Below are 16,360 nucleotides of genomic sequence, written 5' to 3'. Positions count from 1 at the left end.
TCCGCACCAGCACCTCACGCTCCTCGGTACGACGATGATTGCTCAGATACCAGCATGATCTGAATGGTTCCGCCAATTTTCGGGGCTGCAGCAAATCAGTACCGCCAGACTTGTTGGTCTGAACTTTACTGTCCGCCATGGCTTCCCCTGCATACCGATAACGCAAACACGCGGCTGCAGGAGCTGACTTTCATGAGAGCACTGACCTACCACGGAGCAAACGACGTCAGAGTCGATAACGTCCCTGATCCCATCATCGAGCAAGAAGACGACATCATCCTCAGGGTCACCGCTACGGCCATTTGCGGTTCCGACCTGCACCTCTACCGAGGAAAAATTCCAGAAACCGAAGCGGGCGATATCTTTGGCCATGAATTCATGGGCATCATCGAAGACACAGGGCGTGCCGTCAACAATCTCCAGATCGGCGATCGGGTTGTGATTCCCTTCGTGATCGCTTGCGGCCACTGCTTTTTCTGTCAGCGTGATCTGTTCGCTGCCTGCGAAACCACCAACACAGGTCGTGGCTCGATCATCAACAAGAAAGGCATTCCACCGGGCGCCGCGCTGTTCGGGTACAGTCATCTCTATGGCGGAATCCCTGGTGGCCAAGCGGATTACGTGAGGGTACCCAAGGATAACGTCGGCCCGTTCAAAGTGCCCACAAACCTGGCCGATGACAAGGTGCTGTTCCTCTCGGACATTCTGCCCACCGCTTGGCAGGCGGTCATCAATGCCGAGATTGGCCCGGGTTCAACGTTGGCAGTCTACGGCGCCGGGCCAGTGGGCTTGCTGAGCGCAGCCTGCGCGCGAATGCTCGGCGCTCAGACCATCTTCATGGTCGATGACAATGATTACCGCTTGGCCTACGCCCGCGAGGCTTACGGCGTCATACCGATCAATTTCGAGCAGGACGACGATCCAGCCGACAGCATCATTCGTCAGACACCCGGCATGCGCGGGGTCGATGCGGTGATCGACGCGGTCGGTTTCGAGGCCAAGGGCAGCACTGCCGAAACGGTGATGACGGCCCTGAAGATTGAAGGCAGCAGTGGCAAAGCATTGCGCCAGAGCATTGCAGCCGTGCGGCGTGGCGGCGTCGTGAGTGTCCCCGGTGTGTACGCGGGCTTCATTCACGCATTCATGTTCGGCGACGCGTTCGACAAGGGCCTTACCTTCAAGATGGGCCAGACCCATGTCCAGAAATACCTGCCCGAACTGCTGGAACACATCGAAGCAGGACGTCTACAACCGGAATTGATCGTCACTCACCGCCTGGCCCTCGAAGAAGCAGCCATGGGCTACAAGTTGTTCGATCAGAAGCAGGATGACTGTCGCAAGGTCATCCTCGTGCCAGGCGCTGCAGCGGGCACCCTGGGCCCTGGGCAGATGGATCGGGCGCTGGGCTTCAACTACCTCCAGCAACGCCCGAAAACTTTTTGACGTCGATAGGTGGCGCCACGAATTCAGGGCCATCGCCAGCGAGCCGCCACTTCACCTTGGCGATGCCGTAGCGCTCGGCCATCGGTCGACTGACCAACTTGATTTTCTGCTGACTGAATCTTGGGATGATGCCAACGCCGGCATCGCAACTGGCCCAGTGCCAAGCCACGGCGTTGTCCATTTTCTCCAGGCGGATGATGAACGTCCGATGGTCACCGTGAAGGTCATACTCGATTACGTACAATTGAAGTGCTGGCACAAGATCCGCTCCCTGGTTCATACGCTATTGAGTGACTCCTGGAAGAGATAATTCCATCGGATTCGCAGGACGACGCGCAGCCAATCCATGCAGCGGACTGTCAGGCGAGTTGGATGTACACCGAGTAGCTACCCAGCAGCACCCAGAACACCAGAAAGATCCACGGTGTGCGCAGCGAGAACAGCAGTGATTTCCGATGGCCTGCACGCGAGGTTTCCGCCTCGCAGAACAGCGGCGATTCGTCGTAAGCCAACCCCATCAACGGCTCGCTGCGCAGCAGATGGCTTTGCTTGAGCTGCCAATGATCGATGATGTTGTAGGCCGCACGGATGCCAGGCCAGGCATTGAGCGAGCTCAATACCCCGAGCAGGGCGAGGAACGCGGGCACGATCAGGGTGAACATCTCGCCCCATCCTTGATTTAGGTTGCCCATGGAGGAGACGAAGGCGATGACCAGGAATGACTGCGCCGCCAGGTAGGCGTCGGTGCGGTTGGCCAGGATGCTGGTTTCGTACTGGATCTCACGCCGGTAAAAGTCCAGACGCTCCTTGGGAGAACCAAACATCCTGGCATTGTGCTCGCTGATCTCGTGTTCAGGGGTCGTTGGGGTAATGATTCGAGGCACTTGCTACTCCGGGAGTTGGGCTCCGAACGACGAGATGCGCCTGGAGCTGAGCTCGGTAGAACGGCGATGGGGCGTGAAATTCAATTGGATTGGTATCCCCACCGCTCGTCGTATCAACCGCAGATTGAAACCAACACGCCGGGGCCCGGCCTTTCGAACCGGTATGAACGTTCTCAACTGCAGGAGCTTCTACCATGCGAGACTTCCCTACCCCGCCCTTCCCTTCACAGCCTCAAAATGTCCCCGGCTCACAGCGCAAAATGGAACCCTACCCGGATTGTGGTGAGCAGTCGTATACCGGTCACAATCGACTCGAAGGCAAGATCGCGCTCATCACCGGAGCAGACAGCGGCATCGGGCGGGCAGTAGCGATCGCCTATGCCCGTGAAGGTGCAGACGTCGCCATCGCTTACCTGAATGAGCATGAAGATGCGCAAGAAACCGCGCGCTGGGTCGAGGCCGCGGGCCGTCAATGCCTGCTGTTACCCGGAGACTTGGCGCAGAAACAGCACTGCTACGACATCGTCGAAAAGACCGTCCGCCAGTTCGGGCGTATCGACATCCTGGTCAACAACGCGGCGTTCCAGATGTCCCATGAGACCCTGGAGGAAATCGACGATGATGAATGGGTGAAAACGTTCGATACCAATATCACCGCCATCTTCCGTATTTGCCAGGCGGCACTACCCTCCATGCCCAAGGGCAGTTCGATCATCAATACGAGCTCGGTCAACTCCGACGATCCATCCCCCAGCCTGCTGGCCTATGCCACGACCAAGGGGGCCATTGCCAATTTCACTGCTGGCTTGGCTCAGTTGCTGGGCAAGAAAGGCATCAGGGTCAACAGTGTCGCGCCAGGCCCTATCTGGACGCCTTTGATTCCGGCAACCATGCCGGACGAGGCCGTCAAGAACTTTGGTTCCAGCTACCCGATGGGGCGGCCGGGGCAGCCGGTCGAGGTCGCGCCGATCTACGTGCTGCTGGGCTCCGACCAGGCCAGTTACATCAGTGGCTCACGTTACGCGGTGACTGGCGGCAAACCGATACTTTAGCGCCAAGAGGCTCGCCGTGCTGGCGGGCCTCCCTTTTGCGGGGCAGATTCAGTGTTTGTGCCGATCGTGATCACGGGCCGTTTTTTGCGCTGTCGAGTCATGTGATGTACCGGTGGATCCATCCGGACGATGAGCATCGTTGTCTCGCTCTTCTTCCCCATGCGGCCTCGTCTGCGCAGACTCCTTTTGCCTATCGCTCACTTTCTTCATGTTGCTCTCCTGCCATTGCCTTTGAACTAGGGAAGCCGAAGCACGGGCAAAGTTCACGTCACATTCACTTCTCGAGATAGCCGGGCAATAGATGCGATGAACCAAATACCCCAGGATCGCGTCCACCGCAAAACAAGCGAGTCGACACTGGAATGGCAAACGACCCTGTACTGGCCGCCCTCGGCTATCTCAAGAACAACAAACTGATTTTGACCACAGCAGAATCGTGCACTGCGGGCTGCATGGTGGCTTTGCTGGCGGCGGTACCGGGTACCGCAGAGGTGCTGGAAAGCGGCTACGTCGTCTACTCACCCAGCGCCAAGAAACGCCTGCTGGGCGTCAGCGCCGAAACCATCGAACGATACGGCTTGACCAGCGAAGCAGTGGCCTGGGAAATGGCCTTGGGCGCCTTGCGAGACAGCGATGCCAATGTGGTTATAGCCACCACCGGGGTAGCCGGCCCGGCGCCCGAATCCGGAATACCGCCGGGGACGATGTGCTTTGCGTGGGCTTTCGCCGGCGATCCAATTGCCGTTTTCACGCGCACTCGACGGTTCTTCGGCGAGCGATCTGAAGTCATGCGCGAAGGCGCCCTGTTCGGTCTGACCCAGGTTTCCCACTATCACCAGCGCTGGTTACACGGTGAGCGCGCTTGAGGGCTGTGATCATGTCGGAAGATGAACTGGTATCCCGGCGTCACCCTGTTCAAGAAGACATGCCGATGCAGCAGCGCGTCTGGCGCTTTGAGCGCGTGGGGTGGTATGTACTCGTGACCATCGTACTGCTTGCCTTGGCAGGCCTGTTCGGTAATGGCCCGTTGAGCGATGCCGAGGTGGTGAGCCAGGATGGCAGGGTACGGGTTGAGTATCAGCGCCTCAGCCGAAGCGGCACGACAGATAGCCTTTTCATCACCGTTCAGGGTACCCCTGGTCAGCCGGTAGAGGTGCAACTCGCAGGATCATTGCTTCGTGACGCCAGTATCGAGACGTTACAACCGGAGCCGCAACGGTCGATGTCACATGGCCAGGCCATGCTGTTCCAATTGGGTACAAGGCAAGATGGCGTGGCCACCTTGTACCTGACCCTTCGAAGTGAGCACGTAGGCACTCTGGAGGGCATCGTCAGGGCTGGCCCCAAAAGCGCCGTTCGTTTCTCCACATTCCTTTACCCCTAGGGGTGCGTCATGGATTCGATCCTCCGCGCAGCCGGAATGTACGTCCCCCTCATGCTGCTGTTTCGCGTAGCCGGGCGGCGCTCGCTGGCCGACCTGACGACCTTTGACTTCGTCTTGCTGCTGATCATCGGGGAGGCCACCCAGCAGGCGCTTCTGGGCGAGGACTTTTCGTTCACCAATGCCATGCTGGTGATTGCCACGCTGATCGTCCTGGACGTCGGTCTTTCGCTCGCGAAGCTCAACTCCAAGCCCTTGGCCAGGTTTCTGGATGGGCACGCTACCCTGGTTGTCGAGAATGGGCGCTTTCTGCATCACCGCATGCGCCGGGTACGCCTCACGGAGGACGATATCCTCGAGTCAGCGCGGGACAGCCAAGGCATCGAGAACATTGAGCAGGTCAAGTTCGCCATCGTCGAACGCAATGGAAAGATTTCGATCATTCCTGCCAAGTGAGGCCTTTTGGCAACAGTAAAGCTACGTCCATCGCTTCGCATGCACACGCGATGATGCCAGCCATCGTAAGCATTGAACCCTGTCACTCTGCGCGTACTCAACCACGAGCAAGTTCTTGACTCAATCCGTGATGAGGTAACGCCAATGAACGCTATCGACTTACTGATTCAAGACCACAAGCTGGTGAAAAAACTTCTCGAAGAACTGTCGACCACCACCGAGCGCGCAGTGAAGAAACGGGCCGAGTTACTTCACAGGATCGAGCAGGAGTTGCGGATCCACACCACGCTCGAGGAAGAAATACTCTACCCGGCCATCAAGCAAGCGGGTGGCAAGGAAGAAGCGAAGATGTACTACGAGGCCAAGGAAGAACACCGGACTGTCGACTCCCTCGTCCTACCCGACCTCCTGCATACCGAAACCGGCACCGTCGAATTCGCCGGGCGGGTCAAGGTCATGAAAGAGTTGTTGGAGCATCACATCGAGGAAGAGGAAGGCGAACTCTTCCCCACCGCGAAGAAGCTGCTCAGCAAGGACACCCTCGAGGAGCTGGGGCAAACCATGGAAATGCAGAAAAAGATGCTCAAGGGCGAGCAGCGAGCAGCTTAGTCAAGCGATCACCTGCCAGCGCTCAGTACGCTGGCATGTGATCAGTTTCAGCTACCCATCATCAGTCGGAAGGTTTCATGGAATATTGGATTGGCTTACTTGAATGGCCCGCCATGGTAATGACCGTGCTGGCAGCCTGGTGCATCGGTTCACGCCGTCCGGGGCGCAGGAAGGCAGGTTTCTGTTGTTTTCTTGCAAGCAACGTTCTGTGGGCCGTCTGGGGCTGGCAAGCAGAAGCCTGGGCATTGATCATCCTGCAATTGTGCCTCTGTGCCATGAATCTGCGAGGGTGGCGAAAAAACACACAACTGCAAGCTGCCCGCACGTTGCAGGGAACAGCCTAGCGTTGCTGGCGGCGCCCGCCCAACTGGATCCAGACCGGCGCATGATCACTGGCCTTGGCTTCGTTGCGCACCCAGGCATCCACGCCCGCCCGCTTCAAATAAGGGCTCAGACCCGAGTTGAGCAGCAGGTGATCGATACGAAGCCCGGCATTACGCGCCCAGTGATTGCGAAAATAGTCCCAGAACGTGTAAATGCGCTGCTCGGGATAAAGGTGACGAACAGCATCGACCCAGCCCTGGGCCAACAATTCTTGGAATAACGCCCGCGATTCAGGTTGCAGCAGCGCGTCCTTGAGCCATGAGCGCGGGTTATAGATGTCCAGATCGGTGGGCACAACGTTGAAGTCCCCCGCTAATACCGCAGGATGGCTGCTGACATGCAGTGTGTGGGCATGCTTGATCAAGCACTCGAACCAGCGCAGTTTGTAATCGAACTTCGGGCCGGGTTGCGGGTTGCCGTTGGGCAGGTAAAGGCAGCCCACCAGTACACCGTGCGCCGCAGCTTCGAGATAGCGGCTCTGCTGATCGTCCTGCATGCCGGGCAGCCCGCGACGTACCTCCAGCGGCTCGCTATCGCGCGCCAGGATCGCCACACCGTTCCAGGAGGGTTGCCCCTGGTAAAGGCAGCCATAACCTGCCGCTTCGATGGCCTGGCGAGGAAACTGCTGGTCGGCCGCCTTTAGTTCCTGCAAGCAGGCAATGTCCGGCTGCTCCCGCTCCAGCCAGGCCAACAGCGCGGGCAGGCGGCTGCGGATGCCATTGATATTGAAGGTGGCGATCTTCAGCGCTCTCATGCGTCAGGGGCGCTCACATGAGCCTGCACGGCATCTTCCAGAGCCCGGATATGAGCCTCGTCGGCCAGTGCCTTCAGCGCCAACCAGTCATCCCAGTCAATGGCACCATCGTCCCTTAGCGCCTCGGCGGTGCGAACCAGTTCATGGTGGTAGGCGTCCGGCGATTCGCGCCGGTAGCTGATGTCGTCGTACTGCGCGTACCAGGCTTCAAGTTCAGGAATGCTGCGTTCGATGCTCATGACGGCCGCCTCGTTCTATCCCTGCAAGTGAGAGCCCAAGCACCGCGCAATGTTCAACCGCAACGGTCAGACGGTTAGCAACCCTACCGCTGAAGTAGTGCGATGGAACTTCTCACTCCGTCCGAGACGTCCCACGTCCACACCTGGCGAAAGTAGATGAAGAGGTGGTGGACGGGAATCTGATCACCCGCCGCATGCCGGATGATATACCCGCCTTCAATGATCGGTTGATCCAAGACCTTGCTTGTTCACTTGCTAACCGTGGGCTAGCAAACACTTCAACCTACTGTTCTGCTCGGCAAACATTCAGGGTAGGCAAGCTCACGGTTTCTTTTCCACATCCCTGGGCGCTTTCGCTGGGCCTTGGGGGTCCACTTGAGGGTCGTCCAGGTCTGGAGAGTCCGGATCGAATCCCAGGTCCTGATCAGTCGTTGCATGATCGGAGGAATGGGGGCCTTTCTGCTGCTGATCGTCGGATTTGTTCATTTTGCGGTCTCCGGAGTGTGATGTATTCACCGTCAGGGTCTTGCCCCTTTCTGAACGGGCTGTTCATGAAATATTTCGGTGAAGCACTCGCATCCGGTGGAGGATCGCAAGATCGGTAAAGTTCCTTCTACATGCCATCTGCTGGACAAGTCTGAACGGTACCCGTGAGTTCGTTCTGATTGCGACATAGTGGATGAGCGGTGCCCAAAACGCCGGTTGCGCCCTCACAGTGGCCGGTTATTCGAGAAAAACTAAACCTTCACCTGCTCCTACGGCTCAACCGATTGCGGCATAGAGGTCGCAGCCACCAAGCGAAGGAGTGAAAGATGAACAAACCATTCTTGAAAATCGCCGGGGTAACCCTGTTGATGGGCCTGGCTTCGCTGCAGGTACAGGCAGCGTCTTCGGACGATTTCGTCGATGCGGCCACTGAAGCCGGTATCGCCGAAGTGGTCACCGGCAACCTGGCGCACGAAAAGAGCCAAAGCGCAGACATCAAGCAATTCGCCCAGCAAATGGTTACAGACCATACCAAAGCCAACCAGGAACTCGGTGATATCGCCCGCAAGCTGGACATCAGCGTGCCCGACGAGGCGGCGCTGACCGACAAGGTCAAGAAGATGATCCTCGAATGGCGCGAGGAGTCGTTCGACCGGTCCTACGTCAATAACCAGGTCGACGCGCACGAAAAGGCCGTGGAACTGTTCAAGAAAGAGGCCGCCTCCTCCGACAAGCCTGAGCTGAAGGCCTTTGCCAGCGACAAGCTGCCAACGCTGCAACACCATCTGGAACAGGCCAGGGCGCTGAAAGCCACCCACGGCAAGTAACCCACACGTCACCGCGCAATCCCAGGGGCCGCCTTGCGGCCCTGCCTTGAGCCATCTGGAGGTGGGCTCCCCATGAATGATCGAATCATCGAACTGTTCACCGACACCACATTCTTCGGCATTTCCATCCTCAACCTGTTGGTAGCGCTGTGCGTTGCCGTGCTGACGTTCGTGATTGCCAGAGCTGTCATCGGCCTGTTGATGCGCCGGGTGCAGCGCTGGTCCGAACATGACGGGGCGATGAGTCAGGTGCTGGCCAAGGTACTGGCTGGTACCAGCAACAGCCTGCTGCTGCTCGCTTCGCTGCTGGTCGGTTTGAGCATGCTGGACCTGCCCGAGCGCTGGTTGGGCCGGGTCAGTAGCTTGTGGTTCGTGGTCGCCGCCTTGCAGATCGGCCTCTGGGTCAATCGCGCCATCGCGCTGGGGCTGACACGCTACTTCAGCCGGCACAGCGCCGACGGCCTGTATCAAGGCAGTGCATTGGCCACGCTTTCGGCCTGGGGGGCACGGGTGCTGCTGTGGTCGGTAGTGTTGCTGGCCATGCTGTCCAATCTCGGCGTCAATATCACCGCCTTCGTGGCCAGCCTGGGTGTGGGCGGCATTGCCGTGGCCCTGGCCGTGCAGAACATCCTGGGTGACCTGTTCGCCTCATTGTCGATTGCCGTCGACAAACCCTTCGAAGTCGGTGATTTCATCGTCATCGGCCCACTGGCCGGCACGGTGGAACATGTTGGGCTGAAGACTACTCGCATCCGCAGCCTGGGCGGTGAGCAGATCGTCATGGCCAATGCCAGCATGATCAGCAGCACCATCCAGAACTACAAGCGCTTGCAGGAACGACGTATTGTGTTCGAGTTCGGCTTGTCCTACGACACGCCCACCGAGGCGGTGAAACAGGCGCCCGCCATCGTCGAAGAGGCGATCAAGGCCCAGCAGCAGGTGCGTTTCGACCGCGCTCACTTGCGCGGCTTTGGCAAAGAGGCGCTGGAGTTCGAATGCGTCTATATCGTGAGAGACCCTGGCTATAACCTCTACATGGATATTCAACAGGCCATCAACTTTCACCTGCTCGAACGCTTCACCCGAATCGGCGCCAAATTTGCCGTGCCAGTGCGTGCCATCAAAGTTACGGCGCTGCCGCAACCCTTCGTTCAGTCTCAGGTACTGTGACGGCGGGTCGCATTTTGGCCCATCTCGGCCAGGTGGGCGTTTACCCGATGCCGTCCCCACCGATGTACCTGATCGTGCACAAGACCAACGCCGCCAGAAGGATGGCCAGGCAGTCGCACAACTGCTGCCCTCCTGGCCTCGCCGCACCGGCGGCGAGGCTCAGTGCCAGTTCAAGCCCGGGCGGCGCAGTCTGAAGCTATCAACGTTGCGTTGCGCCGCAGGTCATCGGCAGGACTTGGCCAGCGCATGTGCCGATGGACTCAATCCCTTGGCAGCAGCAAGGTGGCGGCCAGTCCCCCGCCCGCTCGATTCTCCAACCGGACCTGCCCGCCCAGGCGATCGATGATGGTCGCAACGATCGACAGACCAAGGCCGGCGCCATTCGGGCTGTTGCGGCTATAGAAACGCTCGAATACACGAGAAAGGCTTGCTTCATCGATACCTGGCCCCTCGTCCTCGACCACCAGCTCCAAGGCGCCATCCAGACGCCTGAGTGATACGGTTATGCGGCCTGCCGGAGGTGAATGTTCAACCGCGTTGGACACCAGGTTCTGTAGCGCAATGCCCAACGCGCCAGCATCGATCGCCAGGTGATGGTCGCCTTCACCGATCTCCAGCGAGGGCTCCAGGCCGCGATCAAGTATCCACGGGGTCAGCTCAGCCAAGGTCTCGGTAACCACCTCAGCCAGGTCGACGCAGGTACTGGCACGCTGCCCCAGTTTCGGCTCGACGCGGGCGAGTGTCAGCAACTGGTTGACCACCCGGGTCAGCCGGTCGACCCCGCCCATCAGGAACCCCAGCGCTTTTTGCCGCTCCATGTCGTTGCTGGCGGCCAGCGCGTTCTGTGCATGCAGGCGCAGGACGGCCAGCGGCGTGCGCATTTCGTGAGCGGCATCGGCAATGAACCGATGCTCACGCCGCAACAGGTCCTCGATCTGCGCCAACAGGCGATTGATGGCGGCCTGCATCGGCTCAAGCTCCGAGGGAAGCGGCACCAGTTGCAATGGTTCAAGGGAGTCGGCGTGGCGCGCGCGGATGACATTGGCCATGTTCTGTAACGGCCGCAGCCCCCAGCCGATCGCCGCCCAGACCAACAGCGCCAATGCCAAGCTGCCCAGGAGGAACGGGAACAGGGTATGGCGGACAATACGGTCGATCAGGTCGTAGCGTACGTCATCACGCTCGCCGACCCAGATCACCCAGCGTTTTTCCGGCACCGGCAAGACGAAACCGCGCCATTGTTCGCCGCCGCTGGTGAAGTCGTAAAAGCCTGGTACCGTCGGTGGCGAATCGAACGCTGGCGCGCTGGGTGTATGCACCAGAAGGGCTCCGCCGACCTGCCAGACCTGAAAAGCCAGCTTGCTTTCGTAAGGGTGCCCCACCTGATGTCGCCCTGCCCTGCCCAACGCCTCATTGAAGGCCTGGTACAGCGCCTCACGCGAGCCGTCCTGCACCGGCAGGCTCATGACACCCTGCAGCAGGCGGGCGTTCTGGGCGAGATGCGCGTCATACACCTCGTTAATTTCGCGGCGGCTATCGTGGTAGTTGTAGAGCGCCAGCAGACCGGTGCCGAGCAGCAGCAACAACATCACCCGCCACAGTGTGCGCTGGCGCAGCGAGCTCATGCCTTGGCCTCGACCAGGTAGCCGATGCCGCGTACTGTTCGGATCAACCCGTTGAACAGCTTCTTGCGCAGGTGGTAGATGTTCACCTCCAGCGTATTGCTCTCGGGCTCTTCGTCCCAGCCATACAGCAGCTGGGTCAAGCGCTCGCGGGTGAATACCTTGCCGGGTTGCGCCAACAGTTCATGTAACAGCACATACTCCTTCGGGGTCAGCACCACTTCGACACCGTTGTAGTGCACTTGCTGGGTGGCAGGGTCGAGGCTGACCCCGGCATGCTCGACCACTACCTTCGCTCGCCCCGCACTGCGCCGCAGCAAGGCGCGCAAGCGTGCCTTCAGTTCGTTGAGGTCGAAAGGTTTCACCAGGTAATCGTCGGCACCGGCATCAAGCCCGGTAATGCGGTCGTCCAGCGCATCCCGCGCGGTGAGGATCAGCACCGGCAGGCTGTCGCCGCCGGCGCGCACCCGCCGCAGCAGTTCCAGGCCATCCATGCGCGGCAGGCCAAGGTCCAGGATCACCAGGTCGAAGGCTTCATGCTGCAGCGCATGCAAGGCACTGACGCCGTCACGCAACCAGTCGAGCGTATAGCCTTCCTGGCGCAAGCCGTCGCAGATGCCCTCTCCCAGTGCGATGTCGTCCTCAACCAGCAGCAGCCGCATGTTCAGTCCTGTTTGTCCTTGATCGCTTTCATTAAAACATCGATATCGGCACGCCGGCCCTGGTCAGCCAACTCACGCCCTGGGCGGGCCGGGGCCTGCAAGGCTTTCTGCAGAGCAGCAGTAGCCTCAGGGTAGCGCTTTTGTCGATACAGATGATCGGCCCAGAAATAGTTGCTGTCGATACCATTTGGGTTGATTTGCAGCGCCTTGCGCAGCAGGGCGTCAGCCTTGTCAGTGTCGCCGAAACCGATTGGCCAGCCGGGCACCTGATCGTACAAAGTGCCAAGACTGGTGTAGGCCGAACCCTGCAGGGCATTGGGGTCCAGTTTCATGGCCTGCTCAAGACTGGCCTTCGCCGCCTTGACCTTGCCCAGTGCGCCGAGGCCACCGGTGGCGCCCGCCCAACTGCTGTCGATGATGCCTTGCCAGATCAACGGCTCAGGTGATCCGGGGTACTGATGAACGAATGCCGCCGCGTCAGCGGAGAGCTTTTCAAAGGCGTCGGCACGTTTGTCCTTCGGTACCTGGTACTGGATCTGCGCCCAGTGCTGCTGCAGATCGCTCAGGTGCTGTGTGCCTGCCTGGTCCAATGCCCAGGTCAAGGGTGCGAATGCCAACAAGCTGGCGACGAACAGACGCTTCATTTGATCGACTCCTTGGAGTGGTTAGCGATATAGCGCCGAATGACGGGCAGTTGCTTGCGCAGTGCGCGGTCGACCACGCCCGGCAACATGCTGTTGATGCGCACGAAAAGCTTTTCCGGCCACCCCAGGTAAAGTTCGCTGCGCTCGGACTGCACCGCCGCGAGAACGGCGCGCGCAACATCCGCCGGGTCGTCCATGCCGACTTTAAGCGCTTGATTGAGCGCAGTCGCAGCACTGCTGTTCATGCCGGTACGGGTCGCCCGGGGGGCGGCATACAAGACGTTGACCGTGGTGTCGGCCAGCTCGCGCCGCAGTGCCTCGGAGAAGCCGCGCAGGGCGAACTTGCTGGCGCAGTAGGTGGCGTAGCCGGGATAGCCGATCGAGCCATAGGTGGACCCGACATTGACCACCAGTGCCTTGGGCTGAGCACGCAGCAGCGGCAGGCAGGCCCGCGTCAGCTGCAGCGGTGCCTTGAGGTTGATGTCCAGCAGCTCGTCGAGCGCGTGCTCGTCCAATTGGTCGAGCAGGGCGAAGCGATTCACGCCGGCCGCATTGATCAGCACGTTGACAGTGCCCATCTCGCGGGCTCGGCTCACGACCTGTTCGCGCCCCGCCTGGCTGCGCAAGTCGGCCTCCTGCCAACGCAGGCGATCCGGGTAGCGATTCATCAAGCCTGCCAGCTTGCCCATGTGTCGACTGACAGCCAGTACCTGGGCACCGGCAGCGCACAACTGTTCGGCCAGCTCCAGGCCGATGCCACCACTGGCGCCGGTGAGGATCACCACGGACTCAGGCAAGCGCATGATGCACCTCTAGCTGCCCCGCGCGCGGCAAGCCTTGGAACATTTCGGTGTACAAGTGGTAGACGACCTTCGCCGCATGGATGACGGCCTGTTGGTCTGCGGCATCATCGAGGCGGTCCATCAGTTGCTTGTAGGTCACCATGTGGTCCTGGTCCAGCGCCCCATGGGAGCTCAGGTAGCTGAACGCCTTGTCAGGCAGGTTCAGTGTGGTTTTGATCGTGCCCGCCGCTTGGGTGGCCAGGGCGATGCTGGTGCCTTCGAGCACGTTGACCATGCCGAAGAGCCCGACCGGGTTGCCGCGGGCGATCAGGTCGTAGAGGTAGGCGACCATCAGCTCGATCGACCGCGCCGGCCGACCATCGCGCACCGCCTCCCAGTCACCACCACAGGCGTTGATATCGTTGAGGATCCACTGCTCATGGCCGTATTCCTCGTCGATGTACTCGCACACCGCGCCGCGCAGCCACTCCAGGCGCGACGGCAAGCGCGCGCCACAGGCCATCATCAGCGGAACCGTGTGGCGGACATGGTGGTAGGCCTGGGTCAGGAAGGCAATGTAACTGTCCAGGCTGACCTGGCCGGCCAGGGCGTCACGGATCACCGGCACGGCGAACAACGCCTGACGCTCTTGGGTTGTTTGTAGTTGCAGGGTGTCGAAAAAGGACATGGGGAGCCTCACCACGAGATATCGGATAACAGGGTTTGGTAGTGCTGCAGGATCGCCTCGCGTCGCGGGCGGCCGTTGGCAGTCAGGGTTTCGTCACGGGTGCTGAAGGGGGCCGGCAAGCGCCGCCAGGTATGTACCCGGGCGTAATCGGGCAACTGCGCGTTGCACTGCTGCACGGCCTGCTCGATGGCATCGTCGCTGGCGGCAGGGTCAAGAGGCCAAAGCAGAGCCAGGTTGTGCGGCAAGGCTTCGCCATGCACGAATGCCTGGGCGATGACGCCGCTCTGGGTAAGTTCGGCTTCTACCCACTCCGGGTTGACGTTGCGCCCGAAGCTGGTGATGAACTGGTGTTTCTTGCGTCCATCGAGGAACAGATAGCCTTCTTCGTCGAGGTGGCCCAGGTCGCCCGTTGCCCACCAGGACTGGGTCACCGGGGCGTCCTCAAGGTAGCCAAGCAGTGTCGAGCCGGCCACCAGCACCTCGCCGTCGTCGGCAATACGCACTTGCACATGGGGCAATGGCTGGCCGACGCTGCCGTGGCGTACGGCACCAGGGCGATTCAATGCGACCACGGAGGCACACTCCGACAAGCCGTAGCCTTCGAACACCGGCAACCCGACCGCCTCGGCCCGGGCTAGCAGGCTTGGCGATACCCGGGCACCGCCCACCGCCACGAAACGCAGTGGGCCAACGCGCATCAACCCGCGCTCGATGGCCGTGACCAGCCCCATCAGCAACTGCGGAACGAGGATCAGGCTCTGCGCACCACTGAGGGCAATGGCGCCCAGCAGTCGCTTGAAATCCACCTGACTTGCCCCGCCCATGCCCAACTGATGCTGCGGATAGAGCTGTACGCAGGCACCCGCCATCAGTGCGGCATATACGCCGAGGTTCTCCAGCAATACGCCCAAAGGCAGCACGGCCAGGTACTGTTGCGGTTCAGTGGGCCGGCTTGCCGCCTCCAATTCCCGTGCTACCCGCAGCATGGCGTCAGCGCTCAGGCAGACACCTTTAGGGTGCCCGGTGCTGCCAGAGGTGTAGGTAATCTTGGCGGTACCATCAGGCAATCGGGCGCTGGCCAGCCGCTCGCGCACCCAGAACTCACCTTCCTGAACAAACCCCTCACTGACCAGTCGCGGCTCCCACTGCGTCGTGCAAAGCACGGTTGAAGCACCACTCTGAGCAATGCAGTGATCAAACTGCGTCGCGCTGAAGAACGACGGCACGATCACGCAGGGGCGCGCCGCGAACAAGGCGGCCAGGTCCCAGAACAGCAGATCAGGGCCGTTATCCAGGGCCAGCACCAATGCCCCAGCAGGTTGCCGGTGCAGCACATGGGCTCGCAGTCCCACTTCACCGAGTAACTGCCGGTATGTGTAGCTGTGAGCATCACCTTTCACCGCCACGGCACCGGCATGATCTCGGGCGAACGACATCAGCAGCTCTTGAAACCGCTCCAGTTCACGCGGCATGGCCAGTCTCCTCGGCGAGCACTGGAAAACCCAGCCTTTGGAACACGCCGGCTCGGGTCAGGGCGTCGAAGCCATAGCCGATGTTTCCGGCAAACACCTGCGGATGTTGGTCATAGTAGGTCCCCCACTGATCCATCTGCCCCGGTAGGCGATCGGGATCGGCGGCGGCCAACACGCAGGGCGTAAGCCCAAGCCGTTGAAAACTGTTTATCAGTGTCGCCGCCCCAGTGAACGTGACCCACTCAAGGCCGCGGTTGGCCAACAACCACGTGACAGCGATGATCATGATGCGAGCACTGCCAGCGCTGAGGGAGGCCAGGTTTCCTACCTCGACTATGCAGGTGCGATCCAATGAAATACCCGCAACTTGAGAAACGGCGGTTTCCAAAGGCACGTCCAGGTACCGTTCGAGAAATACTGGCCCCTGGCTGGCCGGGCGCATGCCGGCCGCGGCGATCAGGCGGCCGTGGCTATCATGCAATGCCAAGAGTTCTGGTAGGTAATGCTGCACATTCGCTTGATGCACGGCGGCAAAGCACGCGTGGATGAATTGCTCAAGATCCGCACGTGAAGGATCTCCCTCCAGACAAAGTGAAAGCTGCGCGCGGTGGTCGGCATGGCTACCGATGGGTAGCGGGAGCAGACTGCTCCATTGAGATTCGGTCATGAAACTCCCCCCGATTGGGTTCGACGGAGGGATTATCGGGGTCGAATCTGAATAGAATCTGAAGTGACGTTTTCGACTTCAGGTGAATTCGGCCTGACGGCTAAATGCCACAAATACCCACCTTTGTAGGCGAAGGCC

The 16,360-nt window shown here is 60.2% G+C and carries 21 protein-coding genes and 1 pseudogene; 10 read left to right on the top strand and 12 right to left on the bottom strand.

What is annotated here, in order from left to right; all coding sequences use genetic code 11:
* Nucleotides 1-192: 192 nt before the first annotated feature.
* Nucleotides 193-1,443, top strand: a complete 1,251-nt coding sequence (locus K5H97_RS11845; RefSeq protein ID WP_051555629.1) for a zinc-dependent alcohol dehydrogenase — start codon at nucleotides 193-195, stop codon at nucleotides 1,441-1,443.
* Here the strand turns inward: K5H97_RS11845 and K5H97_RS11840 are convergent.
* Both K5H97_RS11840 and K5H97_RS11835 read right to left on the bottom strand, forming a co-directional pair.
* Nucleotides 1,409-1,723, bottom strand: coding sequence for a DUF6555 family protein (locus tag K5H97_RS11840; RefSeq protein WP_028689333.1), 315 nt, complete (start codon nucleotides 1,721-1,723; stop codon nucleotides 1,409-1,411). The two genes, K5H97_RS11845 and K5H97_RS11840, sit on opposite strands and share 35 nt — an antisense overlap.
* Nucleotides 1,724-1,802: 79 nt before the next feature.
* On the bottom strand, nucleotides 1,803-2,327 hold the full coding sequence (locus tag K5H97_RS11835) for a hypothetical protein (protein WP_016486361.1): 525 nt from the start codon (nucleotides 2,325-2,327) through the stop codon (nucleotides 1,803-1,805).
* Nucleotides 2,328-2,521: 194 nt separating this feature from the next.
* On the opposite strand from K5H97_RS11835, the gene K5H97_RS11830 reads away from it, so the two are divergent.
* The 6 genes from K5H97_RS11830 (at nucleotide 2,522) to K5H97_RS11805 (ending at nucleotide 6,169) form a co-directional block, all read left to right on the top strand.
* A complete protein-coding gene (locus tag K5H97_RS11830; protein WP_028689332.1) occupies nucleotides 2,522-3,379 on the top strand; it encodes an SDR family oxidoreductase in 858 nt (285 codons plus the stop codon).
* A 362-nt stretch (nucleotides 3,380-3,741) separates the two neighbouring features.
* Nucleotides 3,742-4,245 (top strand): CinA family protein, encoded by a 504-nt coding sequence (locus tag K5H97_RS11825; protein ID WP_028689331.1) that lies wholly within the window; start codon nucleotides 3,742-3,744, stop codon nucleotides 4,243-4,245.
* An 11-nt stretch (nucleotides 4,246-4,256) separates the two neighbouring features.
* Nucleotides 4,257-4,763, top strand: a complete 507-nt coding sequence (locus tag K5H97_RS11820) for a hypothetical protein (RefSeq protein WP_028689330.1) — start codon at nucleotides 4,257-4,259, stop codon at nucleotides 4,761-4,763.
* 9 nt (nucleotides 4,764-4,772) lie between these two features.
* Nucleotides 4,773-5,216, top strand: coding sequence for a DUF421 domain-containing protein (locus tag K5H97_RS11815; protein ID WP_028689329.1), 444 nt, complete (start codon nucleotides 4,773-4,775; stop codon nucleotides 5,214-5,216).
* A 144-nt stretch (nucleotides 5,217-5,360) separates the two neighbouring features.
* Nucleotides 5,361-5,825: a hemerythrin domain-containing protein gene (locus K5H97_RS11810; protein WP_028689328.1), complete on the top strand. Its 465-nt coding sequence runs from the start codon at nucleotides 5,361-5,363 to the stop codon at nucleotides 5,823-5,825.
* 77 nt (nucleotides 5,826-5,902) lie between these two features.
* Nucleotides 5,903-6,169 (top strand): hypothetical protein, encoded by a 267-nt coding sequence (locus K5H97_RS11805; protein WP_081791533.1) that lies wholly within the window; start codon nucleotides 5,903-5,905, stop codon nucleotides 6,167-6,169.
* Here K5H97_RS11805 and xth read toward each other — a convergent pair.
* Together xth and K5H97_RS11795 are read right to left on the bottom strand one after the other, a co-directional pair.
* A complete protein-coding gene (xth, locus tag K5H97_RS11800) occupies nucleotides 6,166-6,963 on the bottom strand; it encodes an exodeoxyribonuclease III (protein ID WP_028689327.1) in 798 nt (265 codons plus the stop codon). The genes K5H97_RS11805 and xth overlap by 4 nt on opposite strands.
* Nucleotides 6,960-7,202, bottom strand: a complete 243-nt coding sequence (locus tag K5H97_RS11795) for a hypothetical protein (protein ID WP_028689326.1) — start codon at nucleotides 7,200-7,202, stop codon at nucleotides 6,960-6,962. Before K5H97_RS11795 ends, xth begins: the two co-directional genes overlap by 4 nt.
* A gap of 152 nt (nucleotides 7,203-7,354) precedes the next feature.
* Here K5H97_RS11795 and K5H97_RS29620 point away from each other — a divergent pair.
* A pseudogene (locus K5H97_RS29620) lies at nucleotides 7,355-7,447 on the top strand (protease); the annotation flags it as partial.
* 76 nt (nucleotides 7,448-7,523) lie between these two features.
* On the opposite strand, the gene K5H97_RS11790 reads toward K5H97_RS29620, so the two are convergent.
* Nucleotides 7,524-7,688 (bottom strand): DUF6021 family protein, encoded by a 165-nt coding sequence (locus K5H97_RS11790; protein ID WP_167388388.1) that lies wholly within the window; start codon nucleotides 7,686-7,688, stop codon nucleotides 7,524-7,526.
* Nucleotides 7,689-8,014: 326 nt separating this feature from the next.
* On the opposite strand from K5H97_RS11790, the gene K5H97_RS11785 reads away from it, so the two are divergent.
* Both K5H97_RS11785 and K5H97_RS11780 read left to right on the top strand, forming a co-directional pair.
* Entirely contained in the window at nucleotides 8,015-8,515 is a 501-nt protein-coding gene (locus tag K5H97_RS11785; RefSeq protein ID WP_028689325.1) for a DUF4142 domain-containing protein, read from the top strand.
* 72 nt (nucleotides 8,516-8,587) lie between these two features.
* Nucleotides 8,588-9,685 (top strand): mechanosensitive ion channel family protein, encoded by a 1,098-nt coding sequence (locus tag K5H97_RS11780; protein WP_028689324.1) that lies wholly within the window; start codon nucleotides 8,588-8,590, stop codon nucleotides 9,683-9,685.
* 260 nt (nucleotides 9,686-9,945) lie between these two features.
* Here K5H97_RS11780 and K5H97_RS11775 read toward each other — a convergent pair whose 3' ends face one another.
* The 7 genes from K5H97_RS11775 to K5H97_RS11745 are packed head-to-tail and all read right to left on the bottom strand — an operon-like array spanning nucleotide 9,946 to nucleotide 16,222.
* The gene (locus tag K5H97_RS11775; protein ID WP_028689323.1) at nucleotides 9,946-11,310 is read right to left on the bottom strand and encodes a sensor histidine kinase; all 1,365 of its coding nucleotides are present in this window, start codon (nucleotides 11,308-11,310) and stop codon (nucleotides 9,946-9,948) included.
* Nucleotides 11,307-11,969, bottom strand: coding sequence for a response regulator (locus K5H97_RS11770; RefSeq protein ID WP_028689322.1), 663 nt, complete (start codon nucleotides 11,967-11,969; stop codon nucleotides 11,307-11,309). Before K5H97_RS11770 ends, K5H97_RS11775 begins: the two co-directional genes overlap by 4 nt.
* A 2-nt stretch (nucleotides 11,970-11,971) precedes the next feature.
* Nucleotides 11,972-12,613 (bottom strand): tetratricopeptide repeat protein, encoded by a 642-nt coding sequence (locus tag K5H97_RS11765; RefSeq protein WP_028689321.1) that lies wholly within the window; start codon nucleotides 12,611-12,613, stop codon nucleotides 11,972-11,974.
* Entirely contained in the window at nucleotides 12,610-13,416 is an 807-nt protein-coding gene (locus K5H97_RS11760) for an SDR family oxidoreductase (RefSeq protein WP_028689320.1), read from the bottom strand. The genes K5H97_RS11765 and K5H97_RS11760 overlap by 4 nt, the downstream gene beginning before the upstream one ends.
* Nucleotides 13,403-14,083, bottom strand: a complete 681-nt coding sequence (locus K5H97_RS11755; RefSeq protein WP_028689319.1) for a TenA family transcriptional regulator — start codon at nucleotides 14,081-14,083, stop codon at nucleotides 13,403-13,405. Before K5H97_RS11755 ends, K5H97_RS11760 begins: the two co-directional genes overlap by 14 nt.
* 8 nt (nucleotides 14,084-14,091) lie before the next feature.
* Nucleotides 14,092-15,555 (bottom strand): AMP-binding protein, encoded by a 1,464-nt coding sequence (locus K5H97_RS11750; RefSeq protein ID WP_028689318.1) that lies wholly within the window; start codon nucleotides 15,553-15,555, stop codon nucleotides 14,092-14,094.
* On the bottom strand, nucleotides 15,545-16,222 hold the full coding sequence (locus K5H97_RS11745; RefSeq protein ID WP_028689317.1) for a thermostable hemolysin: 678 nt from the start codon (nucleotides 16,220-16,222) through the stop codon (nucleotides 15,545-15,547). Before K5H97_RS11745 ends, K5H97_RS11750 begins: the two co-directional genes overlap by 11 nt.
* Between the last annotated feature and the right edge of the window lie 138 nt (nucleotides 16,223-16,360).

The sequence above is a fragment of the Pseudomonas mosselii genome (genome assembly GCF_019823065.1).
Lineage (GTDB): Bacteria > Pseudomonadota > Gammaproteobacteria > Pseudomonadales > Pseudomonadaceae > Aquipseudomonas > Aquipseudomonas mosselii.
Note: the sequence above shows the minus strand (reverse complement) of the source record. Positions and strands in the feature narration are given on the sequence as shown.

Excerpts from the sequence above, each read along its gene's own strand:
- K5H97_RS11750 (WP_028689318.1), bottom strand. The coding sequence starts at position 15,555 with ATGCCGCGTGAACTGGAGCGGTTTCAAGAGCTGCTGATGTCGTTCGCC.
- K5H97_RS11825 (WP_028689331.1), top strand. The coding sequence starts at position 3,742 with ATGGCAAACGACCCTGTACTGGCCGCCCTCGGCTATCTCAAGAACAAC.
- K5H97_RS11840 (WP_028689333.1), bottom strand. The coding sequence starts at position 1,723 with ATGAACCAGGGAGCGGATCTTGTGCCAGCACTTCAATTGTACGTAATC.
- K5H97_RS11795 (WP_028689326.1), bottom strand. The coding sequence starts at position 7,202 with ATGAGCATCGAACGCAGCATTCCTGAACTTGAAGCCTGGTACGCGCAG.
- K5H97_RS11760 (WP_028689320.1), bottom strand. The coding sequence starts at position 13,416 with ATGCGCTTGCCTGAGTCCGTGGTGATCCTCACCGGCGCCAGTGGTGGC.
- xth (WP_028689327.1), bottom strand. The coding sequence starts at position 6,963 with ATGAGAGCGCTGAAGATCGCCACCTTCAATATCAATGGCATCCGCAGC.
- K5H97_RS11805 (WP_081791533.1), top strand. The coding sequence starts at position 5,903 with ATGGAATATTGGATTGGCTTACTTGAATGGCCCGCCATGGTAATGACC.
- K5H97_RS11770 (WP_028689322.1), bottom strand. The coding sequence starts at position 11,969 with ATGCGGCTGCTGCTGGTTGAGGACGACATCGCACTGGGAGAGGGCATC.
- K5H97_RS11785 (WP_028689325.1), top strand. The coding sequence starts at position 8,015 with ATGAACAAACCATTCTTGAAAATCGCCGGGGTAACCCTGTTGATGGGC.
- K5H97_RS11845 (WP_051555629.1), top strand. The coding sequence starts at position 193 with ATGAGAGCACTGACCTACCACGGAGCAAACGACGTCAGAGTCGATAAC.
- K5H97_RS11810 (WP_028689328.1), top strand. The coding sequence starts at position 5,361 with ATGAACGCTATCGACTTACTGATTCAAGACCACAAGCTGGTGAAAAAA.
- K5H97_RS11790 (WP_167388388.1), bottom strand. The coding sequence starts at position 7,688 with ATGAACAAATCCGACGATCAGCAGCAGAAAGGCCCCCATTCCTCCGAT.
- K5H97_RS11745 (WP_028689317.1), bottom strand. The coding sequence starts at position 16,222 with ATGACCGAATCTCAATGGAGCAGTCTGCTCCCGCTACCCATCGGTAGC.
- K5H97_RS11765 (WP_028689321.1), bottom strand. The coding sequence starts at position 12,613 with ATGAAGCGTCTGTTCGTCGCCAGCTTGTTGGCATTCGCACCCTTGACC.
- K5H97_RS11815 (WP_028689329.1), top strand. The coding sequence starts at position 4,773 with ATGGATTCGATCCTCCGCGCAGCCGGAATGTACGTCCCCCTCATGCTG.
- K5H97_RS11780 (WP_028689324.1), top strand. The coding sequence starts at position 8,588 with ATGAATGATCGAATCATCGAACTGTTCACCGACACCACATTCTTCGGC.
- K5H97_RS11755 (WP_028689319.1), bottom strand. The coding sequence starts at position 14,083 with ATGTCCTTTTTCGACACCCTGCAACTACAAACAACCCAAGAGCGTCAG.
- K5H97_RS11830 (WP_028689332.1), top strand. The coding sequence starts at position 2,522 with ATGCGAGACTTCCCTACCCCGCCCTTCCCTTCACAGCCTCAAAATGTC.
- K5H97_RS11775 (WP_028689323.1), bottom strand. The coding sequence starts at position 11,310 with ATGAGCTCGCTGCGCCAGCGCACACTGTGGCGGGTGATGTTGTTGCTG.
- K5H97_RS11820 (WP_028689330.1), top strand. The coding sequence starts at position 4,257 with ATGTCGGAAGATGAACTGGTATCCCGGCGTCACCCTGTTCAAGAAGAC.